This is a genomic window from Amycolatopsis sp. NPDC004169 (assembly GCF_040610315.1).
Classification (GTDB): Bacteria; Actinomycetota; Actinomycetes; order Mycobacteriales; family Pseudonocardiaceae; genus Amycolatopsis.
This window is the reverse complement of sequence record NZ_JBEXMD010000032.1, coordinates 25570-51494: the sequence shown is the minus strand read 5'-3', so window position 1 is coordinate 51494 and position 25925 is coordinate 25570. Positions and strand designations below refer to the sequence as shown.

The following is a 25925-nucleotide window of genomic DNA, read 5'->3' as shown; positions in this document are numbered from 1 at the left end:
AGCGCGATGCCGCCCGCACCACCGGAACGGTCCGCGACGCTGAACTGGCTGGTCAACGGGTTCGTCCAGGACGTCTCGGGAGTCGCGCACGCCGTGCTCGTCTCCGCCGACGGCCTGCTCGTCGCCGCCGACGAGGCATTGCCGCGGGAACGGGCCGACCAGCTCGCCGCCATCGCCGCCGGCCTGTCCAGCCTGTCGCTGGGCACCGCGGAGCTGTTCACCGCCGGGCGGGTGGTGCAGTCGGTGATCGAGATGGAGCAGGGGTTCCTGCTGCTGATGAGCGTCGGGGACGGCTCGAACCTCGTCGTGCTCGCTTCCACCGGCTGCGACATCGGGCTGGTCGGCTACGAGATGACGATGCTGGTCGAGCGGGTCGGGCAGAAGGTCGACGTGCCCGCGCGCGAGATGCCGGTGGCCCAGGACCACCGGTGATCGACGACGCGCGCGGGGACGAGCCGCGCCGCAGCGCGGCGCTGGCCCGCCCCTACGCGTGGACCGAAGGCCGGACGGCCCCGGCGGTCGAGATCGCCGTCGAAGCACTGGTCGAGACCACCGCCGACGGCCGGGCGGAAGCCGCCTACCAGACGTCGAGCGCGCTGGCCGAGGTGCTCGAGCTGTGCGTCCGGCCGCGGTCGCTGATGGAGATCGCCGCGCTGCTGGCGCTGCCGCTCGGCGTGGTCCGCGTGCTCGTCTCGGACCTGATGCAGGACAACCTGGTGATCGTCCGCGACACGCTGTCGGACACGGCCACCTGGGACGAGCGCCACGACCTGATGGAACGCGTGCTGCACGGGCTGCGCGACCTGTAGAGAGGACTTCGCCATGGAGCATTTCGCGCTGGGGCACTGGCTGCTGGTGCTCGCGTACCTGACGTCGGTGGTCGGCTGCGCGCTCGGCCTGGCGTGCGCGGTCCAGGCCCGCCACGCCGCCGATCCCCGCCACCGCGTGCGCTGGCTCGTGCTGGCCGCGATCTCGATCGGCGGCGTCGGCATCTGGCTGATGCACTTCGTGGCGATGCTCGGCTTCAGCACCCCGGGCATGCCGGTCCGCTACGACATCTTCCGCACGGTCCTCTCGGCGATCCTCTCGGTGACGGCGGTGTTCGCGGGCCTGCTGGTGGTGGGCGGCCGCGCGAAGTTCGGCTGGTGGCGCCTCGCCGTCGGTGGCGTCATCACCGGCCTGGCGGTCAACCTCATGCACTACACCGGGATGTCGGCCCTGCGGGTGAAGGGCGACTTCGGCTACGACGGCGGCCTGGTGGCGCTCTCGGTGGTGATCGCGGTGGTGGCGGCGACGGCGGCCCTGTGGTTCGCGGTCTTCCTCGACCGCCTCTCACTGCGGCTGCTGGCCGGTTTCGTGATGGGCGCCGCGGTGACGGGCATGCACTACACGGGCATGGCGGCGGTCCGGATGAACATGGACATGAACGCCCCGGACCCGGCCGGCGTCGAGGTGTTCTCCTTCCTGTTCCCGGTGTTCGTGCTGGCGGCGATCGCGATGGCCGTGCCGCTGTGCGCGGTCCTGATGGCCCCGGCGGTCTCGCCGCAGGCCGCCGAGCCCGTCGCGGAAGACGCCGTCACGGTGTGAGCCGGGCCCACGGGAGGGATCCCGCGGGCCCGGCTGTCTCACCTCCTCAGACGCTGCACAGCAGCGAACACGCCTTGGCCGACGACCAGTCCGTTGTGGACGGAGGGGTTCCCGGCGGCACGTTCACCGGCACGTAGGTGACCTTCGCCTTGTTGGTGATGGGGAACAGGTTCAGCAGGGCGTAGGTCGCGCAGTACACCTGCTTCACCTGGCCCGCCGCCAGCGTGAACGGGCCCGTCTGGCACGTCGGCTCCACGGTGTCCACGACCTGCGCGGACGTGATCCCGACCGGACCCTGGTTCGTCACCGTGATCCGCCAGTACGCCGACGCCGCCAGCACGCCGAGCAGACCCACCGGGGCTTGCTTCGCCCACGGACCGGCGCCGCCCGGACCGCAGTCGGCCGGGTGGACCGCCGTGCAGATCTCCTTCTCCACGCTCACCTTCGGCGTGCAGGACGCGCCCGGGGCGACCGGGAGCGTCACCGTGTTGGACGTGAACGACCCCGTCGAGTCCGTGCCCGTCGCCGTGTTCGCCACCGACGTCACCGCGCAGTCCGGCGAGATCGTCGTGCGGAAGCACAGCTGGGGCGCGTCGCCCGCGAAGTCGACCACCAGCGAGCCGCTGAAGCCCGCCGCGCTGCGCAGGACCAGCGTCGTCGTCACCGTGATCGACGGGTGCGCCGCCACGGAGACGCCGGTCAGGTCGACCGAGCCGTCCGGGGCGAAGCCCGGCGTGGGCACCACGGCGCCATCGGAGTCGACGACCGTCACCCGCGAAGCCGCGAAGTCCACGTTCGCCGGGTCGACGCCCGTCAGCCGCGCGGACGTGTAGCCCTGGACGTGACTTCCGCCGTCGCAGTAGAAGTCACCCGGACGCAGGGTCACCTGCCCGCCGGAGCGGACACACGGCGTGGCCCCGGTGGCCGGGTCCATCGAGAACAGCACGCCCGCGTCGCCGAGGCCGATCAGGCAGCCCGACGGCGGGTCGTAGGCGTACCCGTAGTCCCGCGTGGCGCCGCCGTTCACCGACGGGTGGGTGATCCGCGCCGGCAGCCCAGCGCACGCCGTCCCGGTCGTCCAGTCGTGGCAGACCGCGGCACCCGCGATCCCGCCGTTCCAGACGGGGAGGTAGCTGCGCACGTGGCCGCCCGGGTCGGTGACGACCTCCGGGTTGAACACGTAGGTCCCGTTCGGCAGCGCGGCCGCGCCCGGCGGTGCGGCCGAGGCCGAGCCGTCGAGGGCGAAGCACGCCGTGGTGTTCGTCCCGCCCGTCGTCGACGAGCACACCCCGACCGGGGTGCCGGCCGTGCTGAACGCCGTGTAGGCGTTGAAGGTGAAGTTGCCCGCCGGTCCCGTCGTCCGCCAGGACGCCCAGCCGGCGCAGGCCGTGGCCGTCGCCGGGTCGAAGCAGCCGAGCGAGGGCTGCTGCGCGGTGCTCGGGTTCGACGACGACGCGAACACCTTGCCCGCGACCACGTCCACGGCGCCGTAGATGTAGGCGTTGCCGCTGATCGCCGGGGCGATCGGGGCGTACGGCTGGCCGCCGCAGGCGCTCTGCGTGGCGATGGTCCAGCAGACGACCGCGCCGCTGCTGATCAGGCCGTAGAGGTTGCCGCCGGTCTCGACGAGCCCGGTGATGCTGTTCACCGCGGGGGAGCCGCCGGTGGCGGCCAGCGGCCAGTACCCGCAGTTGGCCGCGGCGGCCAGGTCGAGGCAGCCGACGCCGACGGACGCCGCCGTGACGGCCGGGTAGTAGACCTTCGCGGGCGCGGCGGGGTCGCGCACGTACTGCTCGACCATCGTGGTCGCGATGTCGCCGGTCGCCCCGGTGCCGAGCGGACCGGGCGCGGTGTTGAGCGGCTTCGGCCACGGGCCGCCCGGGCAGCGGGCCCCGGAGGCGAGGTCGGTGCAGACCACCTTCGGCGAAGCGGCCGCCAGGTGGTGGTAGATGTTCCAGGCCTGCAGCGCCCCGCCCGGCGTCCGGTACAGGATCGGGGAGAAGCCGTCACCGCCGGTCGCGGTCGTGACCGCCTGCACGGGCGGGGTGAGCGCGCCGGACAGCTGCGTCGCGTCGGGGCCGGCGCCGGGGTTGGTCGCGCGGACGGCGGTGACCCCGGACGCCGGTTCGGTGCCGGCGAAGGTGCTGCCGTCGGTCGACCACTCCGGCGTCCAGCCGGGCGGTACGTGCAGGGAACCGGACTGGTAGGACTGCCCGGCGCCGACGGCGTCGGTGATGGTGGCGGCGCCGGTCGTGGTCGCGTGGTCTTCGTAGCCGACGACCCACTTCGCGGTCGCCCCGTGGTCGGCGGGGGACCCGGTGCCCTGCACGGACTTCGTCAGTGCCGAGACCGGCGGCGCGGGATCGGCGGCCGCGGGCAACGGCACGGCGGCGGCCGAGGCGAGTACCAGGGCCAGGAGCGCTCCCGGCATGCGTCTTCGCATGAATGGTCCTCGATTCTTTCGAAGGAAAAGCACGGGAATCGTTTTCCCGGCCGAAGGAAAATCCTATGCCGCACCGGCAGTGCGTTGAAGTGCTCTCACCCGGGCGCGGAAAAGGCGATGCGATCAGCGCAATTAGTCGGGGCTGCGGCTCTGTCCGAACCAAGTTTGACGAGGGGTGATCCCGGTTTTCGTCACCCGGATGCCGTGCGGTCGTCACTCGATCGGGTAACGGGTGGTCGCCGGATCGAGACTATTTCCCGGTCGGTGAAGATCTGTTTCCTGACCCCGGTCAGCCGGATTCGGCGTCGAAGCGGAGTTGCGACGTGATGCGGTAGCGGTCGCCCCGGTAGACCGAGCGGGTCAGTTCCACGGCCCGGCCGGTCGTGTCGCGGGTCAGCCGCTCGATGTGCAGGATCGGGGCGTACACGGCGATTTCGAGCAGCTCGGCCTGCTCCGGGTTGGTGACCGCGGGCTCGATCGTCTGCACCGCGTCCTGCACGGTGATGCCGAACCGCTCCCGCAGCAGCCGGTAGAAGTTGCCGGTTTCGAGGTCCGCCGGGCGCAGGCCGGGGACCAGGGACGCGGGCAGCGTCAGGTGCTCGATCGCGATCGGTTCGTCGTCGACGTGCCGGACCCGGGTCACGCGCAGCACCGGCGTCCGGGGCTCCAGCTCCAGCTCCCCGGCGAGCGCCCGCGGGGCCGGGGACACCGCGAAGGCGACCACGCGGCTGGTCCAGTGGCCGTCCGCGGGCGGCACGGCGAGCCCGGTCGCGAGTTCCTGGGTGACCTTCTGCGGGCTGGTGAACGTGCCGCGGCCGCGCTGGCGCACCAGCAGCCCGGTGCGGGTGAGCTCGTCGATGGCCGCGCGGACGGTCGGGCGCGAGACCCCCAGCTCGGCGGCCAGGTCCCGTTCGGAGGCGAGCCCGGTGCCGGGGCCGGCGTTCTCGATCACCTTGAGCAGGTGCCGCCGGACGCGGTCGCGCTTCACGGTGGGCGGCCGGTCCGCGGGCTCACCGGCGGGGTTCCGCGCGTTCCGGGCGGCGGAATCGCCGATGGGGGTCGAGGCCACGGGCGACCCGGCTTCTTTCCGGGGATTCCGGACTGCGGACGCGGCCCCGGGTGGCCCGGCTTCCATCCAGCGGTTGCGGGTGGCGGAGCCCCCGGTGTGGGGCGAAGCCCCCGATGTCCCAGCGGTCAAGGCACCGTCTTCCCGGGTACTCCGAGCGCGCCGGCGAACCGGACGCGCTCCTTCGGCAGGGCACCCAGCGCCCGCAGCCGGCCGAGGTGGCCGGTCAGGCGCCGGTGGAAGTCAGCATAACCGCGGCCGGGCGGCGACCACGCCCGCTCGGCCAGCGCGCACAGCCGGGGGAACGCCAGGTGCCGCACGTGCTCCGGGGTCGGTGCGTGCTCGGTCCACAGCTGGGCCTGCGTGCCCAGCACCCCCGGCCTCGTCCCGTCGCTGACCGGCAGCCCGCCGTCCAGGGGGTCGAAGCGGTAGACGTCCTCGAGCGTCGTCACCGGTCCGCGCGGGGGCTCGCCGGGCTCCTCGCTCTGCCGGTAGTCGAAGTACGTCGACGTGTGCGGGGCCATGACGACCTGGTGGCCGCGGGCGACGGCGATGGCGCCGTGGGCCGCGTCGCGCCAGGCCGTCACGACCAGCTCCGCCGGCAGCCGTCCTGCGGCGTGGCCGGTCTCGTCCCAGCACACCGCCTTGCGCCCCAGGTCCGCGACGATGCCGTGCAGCCGGCCGAGGAACCAGGGGTGGAGCTCGGCCGGGCGCACCCCGAGCCGGGCGGCGGTGGCCTGCGCGTCCGGGCTGGTCTCCCACTGCGTCGTCGGGCACTCGTCGCCGCCGATGTGCAGGTGGGGCGCCGGGAACACCGAGGCCACCTGCGCCAGCACGTCCCGGCAGAAGGCGAAGACGCCGTCGTGGACACCGAGGATGTCCGGGCTGATGCCCCACTCCGTCCACACCGGCAGCGGCACCGAAGGCCGGTTGCCCAGCGCCGGGTAGGCGGCCAGCGCCGCGCGCACGTGTCCCGGCAGGTCGATCTCCGGCACGATCCGGACCCCGCGCTCGGCGGCGAAGGCGACCAGCCCGCGCAGCTCCCGCCGGGTGTAGAAGCCGCCGTGCGGCACGCCGTCGAAGACGCCGCTGCCGGCGGGCCCGACCATCGACTCCGCGCGCCAGGCGCCGACCTCGGTGAGCCGGGGCCAGCCGCCGATCTCGATCCGCCAGCCCTGGTCGTCGGTCAGGTGCAGGTGCAGGACGTTGTACTTGTGCAGGGCCAGCAGGTCGACGAACTCGTAGAGGAACTCCAGCGGCATGAAGTGGCGGGCGACGTCGAGCAGCACGCCGCGCCAGGGCAGCCGGGGCGCGTCGCGGATGGTCAGGCACGGCAGCCGCGGGGACAGCTGGCGGATCGTCTGCACCCCGGCGAGCAGGCCCGCTTCCGTGGACGCGGTGAGCAGCGCCCGGTCGGGGGTGACCTGCAGGGTGTACTCCTCCGGCCCGAACCCCGGCCGCAGCGCGAGCCGGATGACCGGTCCGGTGTGGCCGAGCGGGAGGCCGGTGTACGCGGCGAGCAGCCGGGCCGGGCCGCGGGTGCCGGGGCCTGCAAGGATCCCGGTGGGCACGCACGAGCCGGCGTGGCGGGTCAGCCGCGCGGGACGGGGGATGAGCATCAGCCCTTCACCGCACCCGCGGTCATGCCCTCGACCAGGTGGCGCTGCACGAGCGCGAAGAAGACGACGACGGGCAGCGCGAACAGCGTCGACGCCGCGATCAGGCCGCCGTAGTCGGTGCCCGTGCTGGTGCTGAACGAGACCAGCCAGACCGGCAGCGTGTAGCCCGAGCTGTCCTTCATGATCACATAGGCGAACAGGAAGTCGTTCCACGCGGTGATGAAGGCGAACACGCTGGTCGCGATCAGCCCGGGCAGGACCAGCGGCAGCAGGACCGAGCGCATGACGCGTCCGCGGGTCGCGCCGTCGACCATCGCCGCCTCCTCCAGTTCGACGGGGATGCCGTGCAGGAAGCCCCGCAACGTCCAGATCGTGAACGGCAGCACCAGCGCCACGTAGGTCAGGACCAGCCCGAAGAGCGTGTCGAGCAGGTGCGCGCTCTTCAAGCCCAGGAACAGCGGGATGACCAGCGCGGGCACCGGCACCATCTGCAGCACCAGCACGCCGACCAGGAAGCTGCGGCGCCCGAAGAACCGGAAGCGCGTCAACGCCGTCGCGGCCAGGAAGGCGACCACGATGGACAGGACGACGACCGCGACGACGACCACGACGCTGTTGAGGAGGTCTTGCACGAACCCCGGCTTGGCCAGCGCGCCGGCGAAGTTGTCCAGTGTGACGTCGAAGGGCAGGAACTCCGGCGTCGGCTGGAGGATCCGGCCCGTCGGCTTGAACGCCGTGAGCACCATCCAGTAGACCGGGAAGATCCACACCAGGCAGAACACCGCGGCGGCGGCGTTGCGGCCGAACCGCCGGATCACAGGTCCTCCCCGGACCGCACGAGCCGCCGCACGTACACGGCGGTCAAGGCGGCGAGCAGCGCGACCGAGACGACGGCGATCGCCGCGCCCTGGCCGAAGTCGTTGCGGCTGAAGGCGCGGGTGAAGGTCCAGATGCCCAGCGTCGTCGTGCCGCCTGCCGGCCCGCCCTGGGTGAGGATCCAGATCTGGTTGAACACGGTGAAGTCCCAGATGACCGAGAGGATGGTGACCAGCCCGAGGATCGGCTGCAGGAAGGGCAGGGTGATGGTGCGGTGCACCCGCCACGGCCCGGCGCCGTCCAGCGCCGCGGCCTCGTAGTAGGACCGCGGGATCTGCGAGAGACCGGCGTACAGGGTGAGCGCGGCGAACGGCACCGACTGCCACACGACCAGCAGCCAGACGAGGGTGAACGCCGACGCCGGGCTCGTGGTCCAGTCGTGCTGGGCGAAGTCCCCGAAGCCCACGCGGGCCAGCAGCCAGTTCACCACGCCGTAGCCGGGCTGGAAGAGCCACTGCCAGACCAGGGTGGAGGCCACGTTCGGCAGCGCCCACGCCGCGATCAGGCACAGCGTCACTGCCGTGCGCATCCGGCGGCCCAGGCGGAGCAGCAGCAGGGCGACGCCGATGCCGATGACGAGCGTGCCGGTCACCAGGGCGGCGCAGAACCCGACGCTGCGGGCGAGGACCGGCAGCAGCTGGGGATCGCCGAGGACCGCGGCGTAGTTGTCCCCGCCGGCGAAGCCCGTCTTGCCGGTGAACAGCGACCGCAGGCCGTACTCCTGCAGCGAGATGACGACCAGCCGGACGAGCGGGTAGCCGAGCACCAGCCCGAGCAGGACGGTCGCGGGCAGGAGCAGGCCGTAGGGGAGCAGGGAACGGCGTCGCGTTCTTTCCCGGGTGCGCGGTTTTTCGAGCAGCACGGGGACTCCTTCGCGGAAGCAGGGGCGGGGTGGCCAGGCGGGGACGGCGGTCGGCCGGGCCACCCCGCCGGTCAGCGGGCGCCCAGTGCCTCGGTCAGGTGGGCGTCGAACTCCCGGGCCGCGTCGGCGATCGGACGGCGTCCGGTGGCGATGTCGGCGAAGAAGGTGTTGATGGACTTGTCGCTCTCGATGGTCGCCCAGCCGGGGGCGGCCGGGGTGGCGACGCTGGTCTTCGCCGCGGTGGCGAAGGCCGCGGTGACCGGCGGCAGCGCGGGCGTGATCCGGTCGATCAGCTCGGTGGAGATCGGCGTCCACCCGTCGATGCCGGCGATGGCGTCGCGCTGCACGGCCGGGTCCGTCGCCGCCTTGAGGTAGGCCAGCGCCAGGTCCTGGTTGCGGCTCTTGGCCGCCACGGCGAGGTCCGAGCCGCCGAGGAACACCGGTTGCGTCTTCCCGGGCGTGGCGCTCGGGAACGGGAACGTGCCCAGCCGGTCCTTCAGGTCCGGCTTGTTCTTGAGCACGGTGTTGACGCTCGTGTCGAGGATGGCCGACGCTCCGCCGGAGGAGAAGATCGCGGCCTGGTCGGGGGCCTTGGTGTCGACGTTGCGGGACGCGGGGGAGGAGTAGGCGTTCTGGAAGTCCTTCCAGGCCTGCAACCCCTTCAGCGCTTCGGGGCTTTCGAGGGCACCGGTCCACTTCCCGTCCCGCTGCGTGGCGAGCTGCCCGCCGGCGTCCCAGACGAACTGCAGCGCGCCGAACCAGTACCGGCCGGGGAAGTGGAAGACCGAGTAGTCCGGCGCCGGGTGCTTCGCCTTGACCTTGTCCAGGGCCGCGGTGAGTTCGGCGAAGGTCTTCGGCGGGGTGGTGACACCGGCGTCGGCCCACACCTGCTTGTCGTAGATCACCGCGCGGTTGCCCGCGAACAGCGGCGCAGCGTACAGCTGTCCGTCCACAGTGGCCGGTCCGGCCAGTCCGGGCAGCCAGGTCTGGCCCGCGGCGAGCTCGGCGCGGTGCGGGGTCAGGTCGGTCAGCGCGCCGTTGGCGGCGAACAGCGGGACGTTCGTGTTGCCGATCTCGATGACGTCCGGCGTGGTGTCCTGGGCCAGCGCGGTGCTGACCTTCGTGTTGATGTTGTCCCATTCCTGGATCTGCACGGTGACCTTCGCGCCGGTGGCCTTCTCGAACGCGGCGTTGATCGCCGTGGTGGCCTTGTCGCTGAGGTCACCGTTCATCAGCCAGACGGTGAGCGTGCCGCCGCGGGCGGCGGGGGCGGGCGTGTCGGTGCCGCAGGCGGTGGCGGTCACGGCGGCGACGGCCAGTGCGGCGGCGAGAGTGCTTCTGCGCATGGGGAACTCCCGGGTCAGCAGGGGCCGAGGTCGCGCCACTGGGCGGTGAGCCCGGGCTCGGAACCCTGGGTCCACCAGTTCGCCTGCCACAGGTGGGCGTTGTGCTTCACCCGCTGGCCCTCCAGGTACACCGTGCCCCAGTCCCATTCCGGTGCTGCGGAACAGTTCGCGGGCTGGGTCGGGGTGGTGGGCGTCGTCGGCGTGGTGGGCTTGGTGGTGGCGGTCGTCGGCGGCGGGGTGGTCGGGGTCGTGCAGCCGGTCACGGTGTCCACATGGGACGTTCCGGCCGAGCGGTACTGCCCGGCCTGCGCGACGGCGTCGGCCGGGGAGACGACCTGGTTGCCCGCGTAGTACGTCCAGTCGACCTGTTCGGTGTAGACGCTGTTGCCGCTCGTGTGCCCGGCGGTGTCGATGAACCACATGTTGTAGTTGATGGACATCGGCGTGCGCGGGTACACCGGGTTGCCTTGGGCGTCGGTGGTGTGGTCGGCGGTGAGCACGCCGTCGATGTAGTACTTCACGTGCCCGCCGGAGACCTGGGTGACGACGTCGTGCCAGCCGGCGAAGCTGCGGTTCTGCGCGGTGGACGTGCGCAGGCCGTCCCAGCTCGGGTTGTTCCAGTAGGTGTACCAGCTGGTCTGGTAGTCCGCTTGCGGGCCGCCCCAGCCGCCGTTGGGCAGGTACTCGGAAAAGTCGAGCTCGCTGTAGAGCGGGTCGCGGTCGTACCGCAGCGGCGAGATCGTGAAGTAGGTTTCGTTGACGTGGTCGCCGTCGGGGCCGCTGTCCGGCGCGTCGGTGAAGCGGACGCGGCTGGCGTACGTGCCTTCGAAGAAGCGCAGCTGGTTCTGGTAGAGCTCGGCATGCGTGGTGCCGGCGGCGCTGCCGTCGGTGGTCGCGGTGAGCTGCGCGACGCGTTCGCCGCCCACGGCCGGGAAGCTGATGTTGCCGGTCAGCCAACGGGCGCCGGGGACGCCGGGGCTGCCGACGTCGTTGCGGGTGGTCCACCCGGCGCTGCCGAAGGCGCTGTCTGTGGGCGAGGCGTAGTGGAAGTCGTCGAAGAGCACGCCGCAGCCGGCCGCCGCGGCCGCCGGGCTGGCGTCGGCTCCGGTGGAGAGGACGACGGCCGTCGCGGCCGCGGTCGCGATGCTCGTCAAGGCTGCTGTGGTGGTCCGGATGGACATGGGTCTCCTCCTGGGGATGCCGTCCGCGGGGAGCGCCGATTGGTCTAGACGAATCAGGTGGGCAGTACCTTCCTCCATGACCATTGGTAAAGTCAAGGAGGCGGCAGAACTTACCTTTGGTAATTTCGGGGTCGGCTCAGCCGACCCAGCCGCGGTAGGCGGGCAGGTCCACGTTGCCGCCGCAGATGATCGTCACCACGTGCCGTCCGGCGAACCGGTCGCGGTCCTCGAGGATCGCCGCGATGCCCAGCGCCGCCGACGGTTCCACCACCAGCCCGGCGTGTTCCAGCAGCAGCCGCATCCCGGCGATGATCGACGCCTCCGTGACCAGCACGGCGTCGTCCGCGACGAGGAGGAGGTCGGCCAGGACCTCCGGGATCGGACGGCGCCCGGCGACGCCGTCGGCGATCGTGTCCGTCGGGCCGGTGGTCACCACGCGCCGCGCGTGCCAGGAGCGCGTCATCGCCGGTGCGCCCGCCGGCTGGACGCAGACCACCTCGGTGCCGGGCGCCCGGGACCGCAGCACGTGGCCCACGCCGGTGGCCATGGCGCCGCCGCCGAGGGCGATCAGGACCGCGTCGAACGACGGCCCGGCGTCCACCAGTTCCAGGCCGATGGTCGCCGCGCCTTCGCACGTTTCGAGGTCCAGGCTGTCTTCGACCAGCCGGATGCCGTCGTGGCGGGCGATGGCCGCCGCGCGTTCGCGGGCCGGTTCGTGGTCGCCGTCCACCAGTTCCAGCCGGGCGCCCAGCGCGCGGATGCGCTCCAGCTTGGCCGCCGTCGCGTGCCGCGAAGCGACCACGGTGACGTCGAGCCCGCGGCCGCGTCCGGACCACGCGAGGGCTTGGCCGAGGTTGCCCGCGCTGGCGCACACCACCGCCCCGGTGAGGCCGCTCGCCACCACCTCGGTGCCGCGGCCCTTGAAGCTGCGCACCGGGTTCGCCGTCTCCAGCTTGATGCTCACCGCGCACCCGAGCACCGGCTCCAGTGCCTCGCAGCGGTAGAGCGGGGTGTCGAGGAAGACCGGGTCGATCACCCGGCGGGCGGCCTGGATCCGGGCGAGGTCGAGGCGCGTCTGCGGCACCCGCGGCAGCCTAGTGCGCTGGCTGGAACAGCTCCACGAGGTTTCCGGCGGGGTCGGCCAGCAGCACCTGCCGCCCGCCCGGGCCGGACACCGCCTCGCTGCGGAAGGCCACCCCGGCCTCGGTCAGCCGCGTGATCTCGGCGTCGAGGTCGGCGACGACGAGGTGGATGCGGTTGCGCCCGGCGGCGGCGGAACCGGCCGGGGTGGCGCGGGCGCCGGAGCTCGCCGGACCGGACAGCAGCAGGCGCAGCGGGCCGCGGGTGACGTCGGCGAACGCCGGTGCCGCGCTCATCCGGACCGTGAAGCCCAAGTGGGTCGTGTAGAAGGCGAGGGCGGCCTGGACGTCGTCGACGATGTACCGGACGCTGGCGTACTGCTCACTCATGACCGGGCCTCCTTGCCGGGTACCAGTTCCGGCAGCAGGTGCCGGATGCGCGTGTCGAGCTCCGAAGCCGTCGCGGCCATGGAGTCCGCTGTCGGGTCGGGGACGCTCCAGTGGCGGCGGCGCGGGTGGTGCGGGAACTCGGGGCAGATCTCACGGACCTTGTCGCACACCGTGATGACGTGGTCGAACCGCCGTCCGGCGACGCTGTCCAGGTGCCGCGGCCGCTGCCCCGTGACGTCGATGCCGAACTCGCCGGCCAGCACCCGGACCGCGCCGGGGTGCAGGGCGGCCTTCGGGTGGCTGCCCGCGCTCGCCACCGCCACCCGCCCGGCCGTTCTGCGGCGCAGCAGGGCTTCGGCGATCGGGGAGCGGGCGCTGTTGCCGGTGCAGAGGAACAGCACGGCGACCCGCCCGGGCGGCGGGGGTTCCGGGCGCAGGGCGGGGTGCAGGGCCGCGCCGGTCTCGGCGAGCGCGCTCGCGCAACGGTCGAGATCCAGGTGGTAGTAGCTGTCGCGGCCGTCGAAGGTGCTGCGGGTGGCCGTCACGAGCCCGCCGCCGCGAAGCAGCCGCAGGTGGTAGGAGACCAGGTTCTGCGGCTCGCCGACCTGCGCCACCAGCTCCCGGACCCGCAGGTCGCCGCCGGCGAGCGCGGTGAGCAGCGACCACCGCAGCGGGTGGGCGGCGAGACGGACGAAGGCGGGCGGCTCGGTGGCCATCCCCGGACAATACATCAACTGGGTTTGATGGAAAAGCCTGTCGTGATGGGGCGCGAGCCGAGCGAAAGGACGGCGGTGATCGTCGCGCTGGGGCAGGAACCGGACCACGCCGACACGTACCCTGGCGCCGCGGCTCGGCTACGAGGGCATGGAGAGCTGCAAACTGTCCTATGTGGACTTCCGGGTGTCCGCGACCGCGCTGCTGGGCGGAGAAGAAGGCCGCGGGTTCGCGCGGTGGCCGGGTGGAGTGAGCGTGGTGGGGCCCTCCATAGGTCCGCACCGTGTCGTCCCTCCAATCACGAGTGATGCCCCGCCAATCACGCGAGATGCCCCTCCGATCACGTCTGATGCCTCCCAGGACACGCGTGAAGCTCCGAACGGGCGTCCGCAACGCCCCGTGTCCGCCGGTGCTCCACGCGGAAGCTGTTCGGCGGCACCGTTTCCCCGCGCTCCCGAACCGGGCCATGATGGTGCCCGGCACCGGCGCACGCTACGGTGAGCGTCTTGGGCAACGCTCTGCGTGACGCCGGGGGTGGGGATGGTGACCACGCGTTCCGCGTTCGCGGTACGCGGGTTCCGCCTGCTCTGGCTGGCCGGCCTGCTTTCGGTGGTGGGGGACCAGCTGGCCAGGGTCGCCTTGTCGATACTCGTCTTCCAGCGCACCGGCTCCGCCGCGCTGAGCGCCGCGACCTACGCCCTGTCGATGCTGCCCGCGCTGGTTTCCGGCGCGCTGCTGTCGTGGCTGGCCGACCGGTACCCGCGCCGCCGGGTGATGGTCGCCTGTGACGTGGTCCGGGCCGGCCTGGTCGCGGTGATGGCCGTGCCCGCGGTGCCGCTGCCGCTGCTGGCCGTGCTGCTCGTGCTGGTGCAGCTGGCCGAAGCCCCGTTCTCGGCCGCGCAGGGCGCCGTCCTGCCCGAGCTGCTCGGCGGCCGTTACGAGGCCGGCCAGACCGTCCAGCAGGTCACGACGCAGCTGTGCCTGGTGCTCGGGTTCGCCGCGGCCGCGTTCGTGGTCACCGGCGTGGGCGCGCAATCCGCGCTGGCCGTCGACGCCGCCACGTTCGCCGCCTCCGCCCTGCTGATCCGCGCCGGCCTCGGCCGTCACCCGCCGCCGGCCGGTGCCGAACGCGAGGTGACGGGGTGGCGGCGGCTCGCCGCGGGCGCCGTGGCCGTCGGCCGGGACCGGACGCTGGGCACGCTGGTGTGGCTGGGCTGGCTGGCGTTGTTCACCGTCGTCCCGGAGGGGCTCGCGGTCCCGTTCGCCCACCAGGCCGGGGTGGGGACCGAATGGACCGGGGTGCTGCTCGCCGCGGAACCGGCGGGCGCGGTCGCCGGCGCGCTGCTGCTGCGGCGGGTCGCGCGGCCGGTCCGGGTGCGCGCGCTCGGCGTGCTGGCCGTCGGGACGTCGGCGCCGCTCGTGGCCTTCTGGGGCCGCCCGACCCTCGGCACGGCCCTCGCGCTGCTGTTCGTGTCCGGCCTCTGCTCGGCCTACCAGGTCACCGCGGGCGCCACGTTCGTCCAGCTGTCCCCGCCGCGGCTGCGCGGGCGGACGCTGGGGTTCGCGCGGACCGGCATGATCGCCGGGCAGGGGCTCGGGATCGTGGCCGGCGGCGTGCTCGCGCAGCTGGTCGGCCCGGCGACGGCGATCGCCTGGGCGGGGACCGCGGGAGCCCTGGTGGCACTCGCCGCGGCCGCGGCCTGGGCACGCCGCCGTCCGGACGCCGTTTCGGCCGCGCTGCCGGCCGAGGCCTGAGGTTCACCAGCCTTTGTCACGCATCGCGCGCTCCTTCCCGGGTGCAGGGGAGTGGGGTGGGGGTTCACCAGCCCTTGTCGCTCATCGGCGCGCCTTCCGTGCGGTTCGTCCGGTACCGGATACCCCCGAATCGTCCCAGCCGCCCGGTCGGGTCGCGATGCGGGGAATCACCTGACATCCGGCCGGGACGCGACTACCCTGGGCAATCGGGGGATCACCGGCGCGGGGGAGGCGCTGCGATGGGGGAAGACGTGGTCACCGGCGGGGGCCGGTCGCCGTCGGGGTGGAAACTGTGGTCGTTGCCGGGGCGGGTGCTGGTCCTCGTCCTGGGTGTGGACCTGCTGGCGGCCGGGGTGCTGGCGCTCGCGGCCCGCGCGGCACCGACACCGGAACAGTGGGTGACGGCGGGCTGGCTCGCGGCCGCGGCGTTGCCGCACTTGCACGCTTCGCACGTCATCGAACGCCGGCGCCGTGACCGCGCGGATACGCCGTACGTCGACCTGTGCAGCGTGTGGATCTTCGCCGGGGTGATCGTGCTGCCGCTGGTGCTCGAACTGGTGCTGGTGGGGGCGATCTACGCCCACCGCTGGGTGCTGGTCAACCGGTTCGACCCGGTCCGGCCCCCGCACCGCACGGTGTTCACCGCCGCCACGCTCGCGCTCGCCGCGGCCGCGGCGGCCGCCGTGCTGCAAGCGACGGGCGTCCACCAGCACCTCGCCGACGGAGCCCGCCCCGGCTGGGAGGAGCTGGCCGCGGTGATCGCCGCGGCCGCGGTGCAGTGGGCGGTCAACACCGGGCTCGTCGGCACGGCCATCGCCTGGACGGTCACCGTGGACCACCCGCGCCGGCTGCTCGGCAGCGCCGCGGACAACCTGCTGGAGGTCAGCCAGCTCGCGCTGGGCGTGTTCGTCGCGCTCGCGCTGCTGTGGTGGCCGCCCGCCGCGCTGCTGATGATCATCCCGACGTTCGCGCTGCACCAGTGCGTCCAGCTCGAGGGGCTCAAGCTCGCCGCGCGCACCGACCAGCGCACCGGGCTGCTCAACGCGATCGCCTGGCACGAGCAGGCCGCGCACGCGCTCGAGCGCACCCGCGGCCGCATCGGGGTGCTGATGATCGACCTCGACTGGTTCAAGCGCATCAACGACACCCACGGCCACCCGGTCGGCGACGACGTCCTCGCCGAGGTGGCCACGGTCCTCACCAGGGCCGTCCGCCGCGGGGACACCGTCGGCCGGTACGGCGGCGAGGAGTTCGCGGTGCTGCTGCCCGACGTCGACGAAACCGAGGTCCGCACGATCGCCGAGCGGATCCGGCTGCGGATCCGGGCCCTGCGGATCACGGCGCCGACGGGCGAGCCGGTGCGGCTGTCGGCGACGATCGGTGCCGCGCTGCACCAGGCGCAGCCGGGTGCAGGCCTCGACGAGATGATCCGGGCGGCCGACGACGCGCTGTACGCGGGGAAGAAGGCGGGCCGGGACCGGGTGGCGGTCGCCGGCCGGTGAGCTCGCCTCGTCCTCAGCTCGTTTCGCGGGCTTCCAGGTGGTGCGGCGCGACGATCGACCGCGGCGGCTCCGGCGCGGCCTCCTGCCGCGCCAGCCGGTCCAGGGCGAGCTCGGCGATCCGGTCCTTGTCCGGTGCCACCGTGGTCAGCGCCGGCACGCTGAAGCGGCCGTCCTCGATGTCGTCGAACCCCACCACGGCCAGGGACTCCGGCACCGCGACCCGTCGGTCGGCCGCGGCCCGGAGCGCGCCGAGCGCCAGTTCGTCGGTGAAGCAGAAGACCGCGTCGGGCGGCTCGGGCAGGTCCAGCAGCCGCAGCATCGCGCCGTGGCCGTCGGCGCGGTGCAGGCGCCGCACCGGCACCTCGAGCTCCGGCGACGCCGGTAGGCCCGCCTCCGCCAGCGCCTGCCGGTAGCCGGCGAGCCGCTGGCGCGCGGTCGCGTTCAGCGAGCGCGGCTGGATGCCCAGGGCCGCGACGCGGCGGCGGCCCGAAGCCAGCAGGTGCGCGGTGGCCTCGCGGGCGGCGGCGACGTTGTCGATGGCGACGTGGTCGACGCCCGCGGCGCCGTCGTGCTCGCCGAGCAGCACCAGCGGGACGGGGTCGGTGCGCGCGGCCAGCTCCGCGGGCGCCACCGCCCACGGGCTGAACAGCACGCCGTCGACCAGCTGGCTGCGCCGGCCGTGCAGCAGTTCCTTCTCACGCTCGGCGTCGCCGTCGGTCTGGTCGATGAGCACGGTCAGGCCGCGGGCGCCGGCGATGCGGACCGTCCGCGCGGCGAGCTCGGCGAAGTACGGCGAATCGATTTCCGGGATGACCAGCGCCACCAGCCCGGTCCGGCCGCGCCGCAGGGTGCGGGCGGCCAGGTTGGGCCGGTAGCCCAGCGCGTCGATGCTCGCCTGCACGCGTTCCCGGGTCGCCGGGGCCACGTACCGGAACCCGTTGACCACGTTGGACACCGTGCGCACCGAGACGCCGGCGTGCTCGGCCACGTCACGCAGTTTCGGGTTCACCGGCGCAGCGTACCTCTTGCAACGTGGCATGCCACGTTGCAAACTGGCCGGGCACGCCGTCGTGTCCCCCTGAGGAGGCCTGGATGACCGCCCCGACCCTGCCCGCCGCCGAACTCGCCGCGTTGACCGCACGCCTGCGGGCCGACGGCATCATCGGCCTGCCCGGTGCCTTTTCCCGCGACTGGGTGCGGCAGCTCGGCGAAGACATCGACACGGCGTTCGCCGAGGCCCGCGCCCGTCCGGACGGCGCCGTCGGCCGCGGCCCGAACCGCTTCTACGTCGAGATCCACCCGGAGCAGCTGCGCGGGTTCACCGAGCTCGTCAGCCACCCGTGGATCACCGCGGTCGCCGAGGCGGTGCTGGGGCCGGAGTACCGGATCGTCGAGGTGGGCTTCGACGTCCCGCTGGCCGGCGCGGCCGACCAGCCGTGGCACCGGGACTTCCCGATGCCCGCCGAAACCGCGCGCGAGCGGCGGCTGACGTCGCTGGCGGTGAACGTGACCGCCGTCGACACCGAACCGGACATGGGCCCGTTCGAGATCGCGCCCGGCACGCACTGGGACGACGGGAGCGCCTTCGACCACGGCATGTTCCCGCCGCGGGAGGCGTACCCGCGCTACCAGGAGCTCGCGACGCGCAAGTACCCGCGGATGGGTGACATTTCGATCCGGTCGGCCCTGACGGTCCACCGCGGCACCGCGAACCACTCGGCCAAGGCCCGCCCGGTGCTGGTGCTGGGCCTCGACGCGCCGGGCGCGGGCAACGACGAGCGCCACGACACCGCGGTGACGAAGCGGTTCTGGGCGTCGTTGCCGGAATCGGTGCGCGCGCACCTGGCCTGCCCGGTCGTCGACATCCTGACGCCGATCACCCAGAAGCACACCATCGAAGGTCTGGTGATGGGCGTCTGATGTTTGCCGGTCCCGGAGGCGGGCACCTGGTGGCCATGGCTGATGCAGGGATCACCGAAATGACCGGCCGGGCCGGCGTCGTCGCGGCGCTGCGCCGCGTACTGCTCGCCTTCGGGGTCGGCGGTGCGCTGGCGTGCCTCGCCTGGATGGCGTTGTGGCTCGCCATGCACGTCTAGGACTTCAGGCTCCGGCCACGAGCGTCACGCCGTGGCCGGAGCCTGATCTCACTGGCAGGCTTCGCAGTCCGGGTCGTCGATGCGGCAGGCGGCGCCATCGGTGAGCGGGAAGTCGAAGTCCTCCAGCTCGGGCACGGCGACGGACTCTTCCGGAGTGGTGGTGGCGGACATGGCCCTCCCTTGTGGACGAACGGTTCTCCTGTGTGTAGCGCCGAAGATCGCCGCGCATTCCGTGACGCGCGCCACAGCTCGGCCTTCGAGGAGCCGGACGAAGCCTTTGCTCGGCGGAAGGCCGGAGATCTCCCGGACCGCGGGTCGGGGCGGATCCGGGTTCGCGCGGCCCGGCGTGGGTAGTCCCCTTGTGAGAGGAGCACGGACTCGGCGGAAAGGTGGCTGCTCGTGCCGCAGTGGGTGGAGGCGGGGTTCTGGGGGCTCGTCGGCGGGATCGCGCTCGTGCTCGGCGCCGCGGTGGCCTGGTGGGTGCGGGTGCCGCGGCGGGTGGTGGCCGGGATCATGGCCTTCGGGGCCGGGGTGCTCATCTCCGCGCTCGCCTTCGACCTCGTCGACGAGGCGCAGCGGGCCGGCGGGCTCGGGCCGACCGCCGGTGGCTTCCTCGGCGGCGCCGCCGTCTACGTCCTGATCAACGTCCTGCTGGCCCGCCGGGGTGCCCGGCACCGCAAGCGCTCCGGCGACCAGCAACCGTCCGAACAGGACACCGCGGGCAGCGGGGCCGCGATCGCCGTCGGTGCCCTGCTCGACGGGGTCCCGGAGTCCGTCGTGCTCGGCGTGTCCCTGCTCGGCGGCGGGGGCGTCGGCGTCACCGTGCTGGCCGCCGTGTTCATCTCGAACGTCCCCGAAGGCCTCTCCAGCGCCGCCGGCATGAAGACGGCCGGCCGCAGCGCGCGGTACGTCTTCGGCGTCTGGATCGGCATCGCGCTGGCCAGCGGGGCCGCGGCCCTCGTCGGCAACCTGCTGCTGCGGACCGCGTCCCCCGCGACCGTCGCCGCCATCACGGCCGTGGCCGCGGGGGCGATCCTCGCGATGATCGCCGACACGATGATCCCCGAGGCGTTCGAACGCACCGAGCTCTACACCGGGCTGCTCGCCACCGTCGGCTTCCTGACCGCCTTCGTCATCGAGCACGCCGGCTGACCGCGACCGCGACCACGACACCGGCCGCGGTGAACAACGCGGTGGCCACCGGGCTGAGGTACTTCGACAGGCTCGGCGCCGTGCTCGGGCCGGCCAGCCACGTCGTCAGCACGCCGGCGTAGACCGCGGCGAGGGCGGCGGCCCACAGGCGGTGCTCCCGGCGGCGCAGCGAACCGATCAGCACGACGGCGATCGGCACGCCCGACAGCAGGGCGAACTGGCCGGCCACCATGACCGGGACGGCCCAGGCCGCGACGAGCACGGCCTTCGAGGTGCGGGGCGGGGTGGTGACAGTCATCGTCTTCTCCTCCGGGATGGCTCAGCGGGCTTCGGCGGTGGTCTTGAGGTCGGCGAGCCAGGCGTCGAGCCCGGCGGCCAGGTAGCGGAGGGCGGTGGCCGGGTCGGCCTCGATCTGCGCACCCGTCCAGCTCTCCTCGGTGCGGACGAGCACGCCGCCGCGCACCGGCGTGAAGGTCCAGACGTGCACGCCGCGATCGATGCGCAGCCCGGCGCCGATCGCCGGGCCGGTCCAGCGGACGCAGCGGCCCGGCTGCACCTGCCCGACGGTCGAGGTGATGACCAATGTGGTCGCCGGGGTGGTGGGAGTGGGCGGGGCCGGTGTGGTCCAGCGGAACCGCGAACCCGGGCGCAGCGGGCCGGGGTCGAGCCGCCGCGCACCGGTGACGGCCTGCTGCCAGGCGGGCCAGCCGGCCACGTCGGTGTGCAGCCGCCAGACCGCGGTGGCCGGCGCCTCGACCAGCGTCTGCGTGCGGTGGTGCAGCTGGGCGGCCGGATCGATGCCGGCGCCGCGGCAGCTCAGTGACGGGGCCGGGGTGGCGCCGGCCGCGACGGCGGTGCCGACGAGTCCCGCGGTGACCGAGAGCGTGAGCAGGGCGGCGCGGAGCCGGGTGCCGATCATGGAGTCCTCCATTGGTTAGCGCCTGTCGTGATGGTTAGAAGCTATAACCGTAGAGAAGTGAGTGTCAATAGGAAACGTGATAACCTCTAACGGTGACGAGCGAGAGCCCTCGAGAGCGCTATCGAGCCCAGGTGCGCGAAGAGATCAAGCGCCACGCGTGGGAGCAGATCGCCGAGGCCGGGGTGCCCGCCCTGTCGCTCAACGCGATCGCCAAGCAGGTGGGCATGAGCGGCCCGGCGCTGTACCGGTACTTCGCGAGCCGCGACGAGCTGATCACCGCGCTCATCCGCGACGCCTACCGCAGCCTCGCCGACACCGTCCGCGCGGCGCGCGACGCCGGGGCGGACCTGGCCGCCCTGGCGGCCACCATCGGCGGCTGGGCGCGCAGCGACCCCCAGCGGTACTTCCTCATCTACGGCACGCCCGTGCCCGGCTACCACGCGCCCGGCGACACCACCGCGATCTCGTCCGAAGTGATGGCGGCGCTGATCGAAGCCTGCGCCGAAGAGGCGGGCGAGGAGCCGCCGACGTCGTTCGACACCCACCTGGAGACCCACCGCGAATGGGTGGGTGGGCACCCCGCGCCGCCCGCGGTCCTGCACCGTGCGCTGTCCTTCTGGACCCGCCTGCACGGTGTGCTCTCCCTCGAGCTGGCCGGCCACTTCGCCGGCATGAAGTTCGACCCGGACCTGCTGATCACCGAGGAACTGGCCGCCCTGCGGCCGCGGTGACTCAGCCGGTCTGCTCGCGGATCCAGTCCGCCACGACGTCCACCCTGGCGATCGTCTCCGGCCCGGGCTGCGGGCACGGCGGCCCGGTGTTGACGATGGCCACCAGTGTCGCGGTGCGGTCGTCGTCGGAGACGAAGAACGGCCCGCCGGAGTCCTCCGGGCACGGGCCGTTCTCCACCGTGCGCTTGCCCACCGGCTGCGCCTCCAGGGTCACCTGGCCGACGCCGGACACCGTGAAGCGGCCGCGCTTGAGGTGGTCGGACGGGCCGAGCACGGTCGCCGAGAGCGAACCCCACCCGGCGAACTGGAGCTGCCGGCCGACCGGCGGCCGGGTCGTCGCCAGCGCCACCGGCGTGACGTCCTCGACCGGGCGGCCGAGCTTCGCCACCGCCAGGTCGTTGACCGGTGACTGCCGGACGTCGACGACCTCGGAGGTGTACCCGCCGGGGTCGCTGTCCTTCAGCCGCCCGACGGTGACGGTCATCGTGTACGGCGGCCGCCCGCCGATCCGGGTGTCCTTCAGGTCGTGGAAGCAGTGCCCGGCGGTGACGATCCACTGCGGCGCGACCAGCGACCCGCTGCAGGCGCCGCTGCGCACCCCGCCGCCGGGGACGGGGATGTCGTCGGAGGTCAGCTTCGCGTTGAACGGCAGGACCGGGCTCACCGCCGTCCGGGTGGCCGTGGCCGTCGGTGCCGCGGCCGGGCCGGTGGCCGCCGGGTCGGGCAGGCTGTTCCCGCCGGCCGCGGCGGCCAGGACCGGGCCGCTGAACGGCACCCCGGCCAGCGCATGGGCGAACGCGAGGCCGGCACCGGCCAGCACCGCGACCGCCACCGCTCGTGCCCGGAACTGCCGTCGTCGATCCGAAGAGGTCCTCACACCTCGAATACACGGGCGGGAGGCCGGAATGGTTGCGAGAACCGGGAAGCTCCCGTGTTCGCGCCGGTCAGGGGCGCTGCCCCACGGCGTCGACGTAGGTCTTCACGGTCACCGCGCTGTCGGTCGTGCCCAGGAACTGGTAGGTGGTGGCGTCGAAGACCAGCACGATCGGCTGCGCCTTCGGGCTCGAACCGGAGGACACCGGGAACTCGATCCCGACGCCGGGGCGGCCGGCGCCGTCGGTGACGTGGTCCAGGGCCGTCAGGCCCGGCACTTTCGCCGCCGCCTCGAACAGGGCCGCGTAGGACGCCGGCTGGAGGACCTGCTCGTAGGCGAGGGTGTAGACGGCCTTGCCGATGTAGCCGGCCCGGCCGGCGCGATCGGCTTCCTTCCCGTAGAGGTAGGCCAGCATCGCGTCGGCTGTCGTCGGCAGGTCCGTCCGGTAGATCGTCTTGGGGGTGCAGTCCTGGAGCGTCCCCTCCGCGCGCGGGTCGTTCGTGCCGTACATCGGCGCCTTGCCGTTGCGGCAGCCCCCCTCCTTGGCGCTGCCGATCAGGCTGTCACGGGTGCCGTCGACCGAGAGCCAGACTTCGCGGTTGGGTGGAATGGTGTATTCGGTCTTCACGTAGAGGAACTGGTCGGGGCGCGGCGGCTTCCCCGGGTCCTTCAGCGCGGTGTCCGCCGCCGCGGTGAGCACCTTGACCGGGTCGGCGTGCGCCACGGCGGGCCCGACACCGACCTGGTCGGCCGGGGCCAGCGTGACGACGGCGGTGATCGCGGCGGCCAGGCCGACCGAGGCGCCGCCGACCCAGACCCAGCGGCGTGACCGGTGCCGCCGTTCGCCGCGCGCGGCGGCCAGCAGCCGCTCGCGGGCCGGGGCGAGGTGTTCCGCCGGGGCGAAGCCGACGGTTTCCGCGCGGTCGCGGATCAGGTCCAGTTCATCCATGACCCGAGGTCTCCTTCACGAGGTCGAAGGCGCCGAGCTCGGCGCGGACGCGGCCGCGGGCCCGGCTGAGGCGGGATTTGACGGTGCCGACGGGAATGCCGAGCGCTTCGGCGACTTCCTGGTAGCCCAGGCCCTCCGCGGCGGTGAGCAGCAGGACGTCCCGTTCGCGGGGCCGCAGGGCGGCCAGGGCGCGGTCGAGCCGCACGCCCAGTGCCTGCGCGCTGACCTGGTCGGCGACCCGATCGGCGTGTCCTTCCTCGGCGGGCGGCGGCCCGACGGCCTGCCGGAGCTTCAGCTCGCGCACTTCCGTCCGCCGCTGCCGCGAAACGAGGTTCGTGGCGATGCCGTAGAGCCACGGCCGGGCGTCGGACCGCGCCGGGTCGAACTTCGCGCGCTTGTCGAAGGCGATCAGGAACGTGTCCGCGAGGACGTCGTCGGCGGTCGTCGGGCCGAGGCGCCGGGTCAGGTAGCGGTGGATGTGCCGCGAGTGGCGGTCGAAGATGACCGCGAACAGGCTCGGCTCGTGCCGCGACCGCGCGATCACGCTCGCGTCGTCGTCGGCATCGGTGTCTTCCGGGGTCATCGCCCGCCTTTCGATCCAGCCGGTGTCATGGGCTGTTCTCCGGCGGCGCGGGGTGGGTTCCGGAATGGGGGTGGCTCAGGCGGGAAAGTGAGACAGGTCACTCACGGGCAGCCCTCGGCGGTGTCGCCCGTCGCGAGCATGCGGCGGTTCGCCTCGCCGAGGCCGTCGGCCAGCGAGCGCAGCTGGTCCGGGGTGAGGACGTCGATCAGCAGCTCGCGGACCAGGGCGACGTGCCCGGGGGCGGCCTGCTCCAGCTGGGCCAGTCCTTCGTCGGTGAGCACGGCGTAGACGGCGCGGGGATCGTTCTCGCAGGCCCGGCGGCGCACCAGGCCGGCTCGCTCCAGTTGGCCGATCTGGTAGGTCAGCCCGCTCTTGGTGTTCGAGACCGCGCAGGCGAGCTCGGTCATCCGCAGCTCGTGGTCCGGGGCCCCGCTGAGCCGGGCGAGGATCACGTACTGGAGGTGCGAGATCCCGGAGTCCTGCTTCAGCTGCTGGTCCAGCCGCCGGTTGAGCAGCTCGTAGGTGCCGAGGAACGCGTTCCAGGCGCGCTTCTCCTCGGCGTTCAGCCACCGCGCACGACCCATGTCACAACGGTACCTGTTGTTCAAATTCGAACTCAAGGGGTACGGTCGGCTTGAGGTTCAAATTTGAACGCCCAGGAGCCGCCATGATCCCCGTCGCCACCGTCCGCACCCGCATGCGGGTTCCGCTGCGCTTCGCCGACGGCTACTCGGCGACGGCCGAAGTCGTCACCTTCGACGGGCTGGCCGACGGCGCCGAGCACGTCGCCCTGGTGTTCGGCGACCCGGTCCGGCCGCTGGTGCGCCTGCACTCGGAGTGCCTGACCGGGGACGTGTTCGGTTCCGCCCGCTGCGACTGCGGACCGCAGCTGCGCGAGGCCGTCGAACGCATCGAGGGCGCCGGCGGCGTCCTGCTCTACCTGCGCCAGGAGGGCCGGGGGATCGGGCTGTACGCCAAGCTCGACGCCTACGCCTTGCAGGACGCGGGCCTCGACACCTACCAAGCGAACACCGCGCTGGGCCTGCCCGAAGACGCCCGCGACTACACCGCCGCGGCGCAGATGCTCGCCGCGCTGGGCATCGCCGAGGTGGACCTGCTGACCAACAACCCGGACAAGGTCCGGCAGCTGCGCGACCGCGGTGTCACGGTCGCCGGGACGGTGCCCACCGGCGTCCACGCGACCCCGGACAACCTGCGGTACCTCGACGCGAAGGTCCGCCACACCCACCACACCTTGGTCCTGCCCGAACTGGCCGGCTGAAGTTAGGGTCGGGTCGTGACGGAGGCGATCGACCCAGGCGCCCGCGTGCGGTTCAGCGGCCGCTGGCCGTCGCTGAGCGTGCGGCTGCTCGACAACGCCGCGGTGGCCGAGGTGGACCTGCCGTCTGTCGACGAGCAGGTGCTGGTCCTGGTCAGCGCGGGGACCAAGACGATCGAGTCGCGCCACGGCGCCCGCTGGCGGCGCGCGGACTACGGACCCGGTTCGATCGGCCTGACCGCGCCCGGCCACCCGGCCCGCATCCGCTGGCGCGGCGAGGGCCGCACGCGGACCACCCACATCCACCTGCCTGCCGCCCTGATCGACCGCACGGCCCTCGACCTCTGGGGCCGCGACGCGAGCCGCCTCGGCCGCCCGGACGCCCTCCGCGTCGAGGACCCGGTGCTGGCGTCGGTGGCGACGGCGCTGGGCGCGGCGGCCGTGGCCGGCGCGGACGAGCTGTACGCGGAGTCGGCGGCCGCGTTCCTGGCCGTCCACCTGCTGACCCACCACACGGCGGCGCCCCCGCCGCGCGCACCCGGCCGCGACGAGCTGCGCACGCGCAGCGCGGTCCGGTTCATCCGCGACAACCACCACCTCCCGCTGACCCTGGCCGACATGGCGGCCGCGGCGGACCTGAGCCCGTTCCACTTCCTCCGCGTGTTCAAGGCGGCGACCGGACAGACGCCGTACCGCTACCTGACCCGCGTCCGCGTCGAACGGGCGTGCCGCCACCTGGAGCGCGGCGAGCTGTCGGTGACGGAGATCGCGCAGGCGTGCGGCTTCGCGACACCGTCGCGGTTCGCGGCGGCCTTCCGCGCGCAGATCGGGCAGTCGCCCTCGGCGTACCGGGCCGCGGTGCGCGGCTAGAGCAATAAACGGTGTCCCCGGCAGCAATCACGGGAAAGCGCCGCGCGGGCCG

General features: G+C 73.1%; 29 protein-coding genes. 11 read left to right on the top strand and 18 right to left on the bottom strand.

Translation table 11 applies throughout. The features are described from left to right. Window positions 1–6: 6 nt before the first annotated feature. From ABZX11_RS33580 to ABZX11_RS33570, 3 genes are read left to right on the top strand one after another with little or no spacing between them, the layout of a single operon-like run. Window positions 7–432 carry a roadblock/LC7 domain-containing protein gene (locus ABZX11_RS33580; RefSeq protein ID WP_354920781.1) on the top strand — a complete coding sequence of 142 codons (426 nt, stop codon included), beginning with the start codon at window positions 7–9 and terminating at the stop codon, window positions 430–432. Then, window positions 429–809 (top strand): DUF742 domain-containing protein, encoded by a 381-nt coding sequence (locus ABZX11_RS33575; protein WP_176170190.1) that lies wholly within the window; start codon window positions 429–431, stop codon window positions 807–809. The genes ABZX11_RS33580 and ABZX11_RS33575 overlap by 4 nt, the downstream gene beginning before the upstream one ends. A 13-nt stretch (window positions 810–822) precedes the next feature. Further along, complete coding sequence (locus tag ABZX11_RS33570; protein ID WP_354920628.1) at window positions 823–1587, top strand: MHYT domain-containing protein; 765 nt, start codon at window positions 823–825, stop codon at window positions 1585–1587. A 46-nt stretch (window positions 1588–1633) separates the two neighbouring features. Here the strand turns inward: ABZX11_RS33570 and ABZX11_RS33565 are convergent, their stop codons facing one another. From ABZX11_RS33565 to ABZX11_RS33520, 10 genes are all read right to left on the bottom strand, one after another. After that, a complete protein-coding gene (locus ABZX11_RS33565) occupies window positions 1634–4030 on the bottom strand; it encodes a hypothetical protein (protein ID WP_354920625.1) in 2397 nt (798 codons plus the stop codon). A 289-nt stretch (window positions 4031–4319) separates the two neighbouring features. Further along, window positions 4320–5099 (bottom strand): GntR family transcriptional regulator, encoded by a 780-nt coding sequence (locus ABZX11_RS33560; RefSeq protein ID WP_354920622.1) that lies wholly within the window; start codon window positions 5097–5099, stop codon window positions 4320–4322. A 125-nt stretch (window positions 5100–5224) separates the two neighbouring features. Continuing rightward, entirely contained in the window at window positions 5225–6715 is a 1491-nt protein-coding gene (locus ABZX11_RS33555; RefSeq protein WP_176170186.1) for a beta-N-acetylhexosaminidase, read from the bottom strand. After that, window positions 6715–7533 (bottom strand): carbohydrate ABC transporter permease, encoded by an 819-nt coding sequence (locus tag ABZX11_RS33550; RefSeq protein ID WP_176170185.1) that lies wholly within the window; start codon window positions 7531–7533, stop codon window positions 6715–6717. The genes ABZX11_RS33555 and ABZX11_RS33550 overlap by 1 nt, the downstream gene beginning before the upstream one ends. Continuing rightward, complete coding sequence (locus ABZX11_RS33545) at window positions 7530–8453, bottom strand: sugar ABC transporter permease (RefSeq protein WP_354920619.1); 924 nt, start codon at window positions 8451–8453, stop codon at window positions 7530–7532. The genes ABZX11_RS33550 and ABZX11_RS33545 overlap by 4 nt, the downstream gene beginning before the upstream one ends. Before the next feature lie 71 nt (window positions 8454–8524). Further along, window positions 8525–9799, bottom strand: a complete 1275-nt coding sequence (locus ABZX11_RS33540; protein ID WP_354920616.1) for an extracellular solute-binding protein — start codon at window positions 9797–9799, stop codon at window positions 8525–8527. Between the two features lie 14 nt (window positions 9800–9813). Then, entirely contained in the window at window positions 9814–10980 is a 1167-nt protein-coding gene (locus ABZX11_RS33535) for a carbohydrate-binding protein (protein WP_354920614.1), read from the bottom strand. Between the two features lie 136 nt (window positions 10981–11116). Next, a complete protein-coding gene (locus tag ABZX11_RS33530; RefSeq protein ID WP_354920611.1) occupies window positions 11117–12064 on the bottom strand; it encodes a pyridoxal-phosphate dependent enzyme in 948 nt (315 codons plus the stop codon). 10 nt (window positions 12065–12074) lie between these two features. Continuing rightward, window positions 12075–12449: a VOC family protein gene (locus tag ABZX11_RS33525; RefSeq protein ID WP_354920608.1), complete on the bottom strand. Its 375-nt coding sequence runs from the start codon at window positions 12447–12449 to the stop codon at window positions 12075–12077. Further along, window positions 12446–13165, bottom strand: coding sequence for an ArsR family transcriptional regulator (locus ABZX11_RS33520; protein ID WP_354920605.1), 720 nt, complete (start codon window positions 13163–13165; stop codon window positions 12446–12448). The genes ABZX11_RS33525 and ABZX11_RS33520 overlap by 4 nt, the downstream gene beginning before the upstream one ends. Window positions 13166–13703: 538 nt before the next feature. Between ABZX11_RS33520 and ABZX11_RS33515 the strand changes: the two genes are divergently transcribed. Together ABZX11_RS33515 and ABZX11_RS33510 are read left to right on the top strand one after the other, a co-directional pair. Further along, on the top strand, window positions 13704–14918 hold the full coding sequence (locus ABZX11_RS33515) for an MFS transporter (protein ID WP_354920602.1): 1215 nt from the start codon (window positions 13704–13706) through the stop codon (window positions 14916–14918). 239 nt (window positions 14919–15157) lie between these two features. Beyond that, complete coding sequence (locus tag ABZX11_RS33510; protein ID WP_254896697.1) at window positions 15158–16420, top strand: GGDEF domain-containing protein; 1263 nt, start codon at window positions 15158–15160, stop codon at window positions 16418–16420. A 13-nt stretch (window positions 16421–16433) separates the two neighbouring features. Here ABZX11_RS33510 and ABZX11_RS33505 read toward each other — a convergent pair whose 3' ends face one another. Next, window positions 16434–17429: a LacI family DNA-binding transcriptional regulator gene (locus tag ABZX11_RS33505; protein ID WP_354920599.1), complete on the bottom strand. Its 996-nt coding sequence runs from the start codon at window positions 17427–17429 to the stop codon at window positions 16434–16436. 83 nt (window positions 17430–17512) lie between these two features. On the opposite strand from ABZX11_RS33505, the gene ABZX11_RS33500 reads away from it, so the two are divergent. Both ABZX11_RS33500 and ABZX11_RS33495 read left to right on the top strand, forming a co-directional pair. Further along, window positions 17513–18340, top strand: a complete 828-nt coding sequence (locus ABZX11_RS33500) for a phytanoyl-CoA dioxygenase family protein (RefSeq protein WP_354920596.1) — start codon at window positions 17513–17515, stop codon at window positions 18338–18340. 35 nt (window positions 18341–18375) lie between these two features. After that, window positions 18376–18516, top strand: coding sequence for a hypothetical protein (locus tag ABZX11_RS33495; RefSeq protein WP_199191080.1), 141 nt, complete (start codon window positions 18376–18378; stop codon window positions 18514–18516). Window positions 18517–18564: 48 nt separating this feature from the next. Here ABZX11_RS33495 and ABZX11_RS33490 read toward each other — a convergent pair whose 3' ends face one another. Next, window positions 18565–18687: a hypothetical protein gene (locus tag ABZX11_RS33490; RefSeq protein ID WP_255410490.1), complete on the bottom strand. Its 123-nt coding sequence runs from the start codon at window positions 18685–18687 to the stop codon at window positions 18565–18567. A gap of 228 nt (window positions 18688–18915) precedes the next feature. Here ABZX11_RS33490 and ABZX11_RS33485 point away from each other — a divergent pair, with 228 nt between their 5' ends. Beyond that, window positions 18916–19668, top strand: a complete 753-nt coding sequence (locus tag ABZX11_RS33485) for a ZIP family zinc transporter (RefSeq protein ID WP_354920592.1) — start codon at window positions 18916–18918, stop codon at window positions 19666–19668. Here ABZX11_RS33485 and ABZX11_RS33480 read toward each other — a convergent pair. Both ABZX11_RS33480 and ABZX11_RS33475 read right to left on the bottom strand, forming a co-directional pair. Next, window positions 19649–19966: a hypothetical protein gene (locus ABZX11_RS33480; protein WP_354920589.1), complete on the bottom strand. Its 318-nt coding sequence runs from the start codon at window positions 19964–19966 to the stop codon at window positions 19649–19651. The two genes, ABZX11_RS33485 and ABZX11_RS33480, sit on opposite strands and share 20 nt — an antisense overlap. A 21-nt stretch (window positions 19967–19987) precedes the next feature. Beyond that, the gene (locus tag ABZX11_RS33475) at window positions 19988–20587 is read right to left on the bottom strand and encodes an SRPBCC family protein (RefSeq protein WP_354920586.1); all 600 of its coding nucleotides are present in this window, start codon (window positions 20585–20587) and stop codon (window positions 19988–19990) included. 92 nt (window positions 20588–20679) lie between these two features. On the opposite strand from ABZX11_RS33475, the gene ABZX11_RS33470 reads away from it, so the two are divergent. Further along, window positions 20680–21318 (top strand): TetR/AcrR family transcriptional regulator, encoded by a 639-nt coding sequence (locus ABZX11_RS33470; RefSeq protein WP_354920583.1) that lies wholly within the window; start codon window positions 20680–20682, stop codon window positions 21316–21318. Window position 21319: 1 nt separating this feature from the next. Here the strand turns inward: ABZX11_RS33470 and ABZX11_RS33465 are convergent, their stop codons facing one another. The 4 genes from ABZX11_RS33465 to ABZX11_RS33450 all read right to left on the bottom strand — a co-directional run bounded on the left by ABZX11_RS33465 (window position 21320) and on the right by ABZX11_RS33450 (window position 24308). Next, the gene (locus ABZX11_RS33465) at window positions 21320–22195 is read right to left on the bottom strand and encodes a trypsin-like serine protease (RefSeq protein WP_254896696.1); all 876 of its coding nucleotides are present in this window, start codon (window positions 22193–22195) and stop codon (window positions 21320–21322) included. Between the two features lie 67 nt (window positions 22196–22262). Then, window positions 22263–23141 carry a CU044_5270 family protein gene (locus ABZX11_RS33460; protein WP_354920579.1) on the bottom strand — a complete coding sequence of 293 codons (879 nt, stop codon included), beginning with the start codon at window positions 23139–23141 and terminating at the stop codon, window positions 22263–22265. Beyond that, on the bottom strand, window positions 23134–23724 hold the full coding sequence (locus tag ABZX11_RS33455) for an RNA polymerase sigma factor (protein WP_176170171.1): 591 nt from the start codon (window positions 23722–23724) through the stop codon (window positions 23134–23136). Before ABZX11_RS33455 ends, ABZX11_RS33460 begins: the two co-directional genes overlap by 8 nt. A 101-nt stretch (window positions 23725–23825) precedes the next feature. Then, window positions 23826–24308, bottom strand: a complete 483-nt coding sequence (locus ABZX11_RS33450) for a MarR family transcriptional regulator (RefSeq protein ID WP_176170170.1) — start codon at window positions 24306–24308, stop codon at window positions 23826–23828. Between the two features lie 83 nt (window positions 24309–24391). Between ABZX11_RS33450 and ribA the strand changes: the two genes are divergently transcribed. Next, a complete protein-coding gene (gene ribA / locus ABZX11_RS33445) occupies window positions 24392–25006 on the top strand; it encodes a GTP cyclohydrolase II (protein ID WP_354920575.1) in 615 nt (204 codons plus the stop codon). Between the two features lie 15 nt (window positions 25007–25021). Beyond that, window positions 25022–25873, top strand: a complete 852-nt coding sequence (locus ABZX11_RS33440; RefSeq protein WP_354920572.1) for an AraC family transcriptional regulator — start codon at window positions 25022–25024, stop codon at window positions 25871–25873. Window positions 25874–25925 lie beyond the last annotated feature (52 nt).

Bases quoted from the DNA above. Each gene is read 5' to 3' on its own strand.
- ABZX11_RS33525 (WP_354920608.1), bottom strand. From the start codon at position 12,449: ATGAGTGAGCAGTACGCCAGCGTCCGGTACATCGTCGACGACGTCCAG.
- ABZX11_RS33565 (WP_354920625.1), bottom strand. From the start codon at position 4,030: ATGCGAAGACGCATGCCGGGAGCGCTCCTGGCCCTGGTACTCGCCTCG.
- ABZX11_RS33500 (WP_354920596.1), top strand. From the start codon at position 17,513: ATGACCGCCCCGACCCTGCCCGCCGCCGAACTCGCCGCGTTGACCGCA.
- ABZX11_RS33475 (WP_354920586.1), bottom strand. From the start codon at position 20,587: ATGATCGGCACCCGGCTCCGCGCCGCCCTGCTCACGCTCTCGGTCACC.
- ABZX11_RS33450 (WP_176170170.1), bottom strand. From the start codon at position 24,308: ATGGGTCGTGCGCGGTGGCTGAACGCCGAGGAGAAGCGCGCCTGGAAC.
- ABZX11_RS33580 (WP_354920781.1), top strand. From the start codon at position 7: ATGCCGCCCGCACCACCGGAACGGTCCGCGACGCTGAACTGGCTGGTC.
- ABZX11_RS33490 (WP_255410490.1), bottom strand. From the start codon at position 18,687: ATGTCCGCCACCACCACTCCGGAAGAGTCCGTCGCCGTGCCCGAGCTG.
- ABZX11_RS33570 (WP_354920628.1), top strand. From the start codon at position 823: ATGGAGCATTTCGCGCTGGGGCACTGGCTGCTGGTGCTCGCGTACCTG.
- ABZX11_RS33535 (WP_354920614.1), bottom strand. From the start codon at position 10,980: ATGTCCATCCGGACCACCACAGCAGCCTTGACGAGCATCGCGACCGCG.
- ABZX11_RS33515 (WP_354920602.1), top strand. From the start codon at position 13,704: ATGGTGACCACGCGTTCCGCGTTCGCGGTACGCGGGTTCCGCCTGCTC.
- ABZX11_RS33540 (WP_354920616.1), bottom strand. From the start codon at position 9,799: ATGCGCAGAAGCACTCTCGCCGCCGCACTGGCCGTCGCCGCCGTGACC.
- ABZX11_RS33510 (WP_254896697.1), top strand. From the start codon at position 15,158: ATGGGGGAAGACGTGGTCACCGGCGGGGGCCGGTCGCCGTCGGGGTGG.
- ABZX11_RS33480 (WP_354920589.1), bottom strand. From the start codon at position 19,966: ATGACTGTCACCACCCCGCCCCGCACCTCGAAGGCCGTGCTCGTCGCG.
- ABZX11_RS33455 (WP_176170171.1), bottom strand. From the start codon at position 23,724: ATGACCCCGGAAGACACCGATGCCGACGACGACGCGAGCGTGATCGCG.
- ABZX11_RS33495 (WP_199191080.1), top strand. From the start codon at position 18,376: ATGGCTGATGCAGGGATCACCGAAATGACCGGCCGGGCCGGCGTCGTC.
- ABZX11_RS33520 (WP_354920605.1), bottom strand. From the start codon at position 13,165: ATGGCCACCGAGCCGCCCGCCTTCGTCCGTCTCGCCGCCCACCCGCTG.
- ABZX11_RS33460 (WP_354920579.1), bottom strand. From the start codon at position 23,141: ATGGATGAACTGGACCTGATCCGCGACCGCGCGGAAACCGTCGGCTTC.
- ABZX11_RS33555 (WP_176170186.1), bottom strand. From the start codon at position 6,715: ATGCTCATCCCCCGTCCCGCGCGGCTGACCCGCCACGCCGGCTCGTGC.
- ribA (WP_354920575.1), top strand. From the start codon at position 24,392: ATGATCCCCGTCGCCACCGTCCGCACCCGCATGCGGGTTCCGCTGCGC.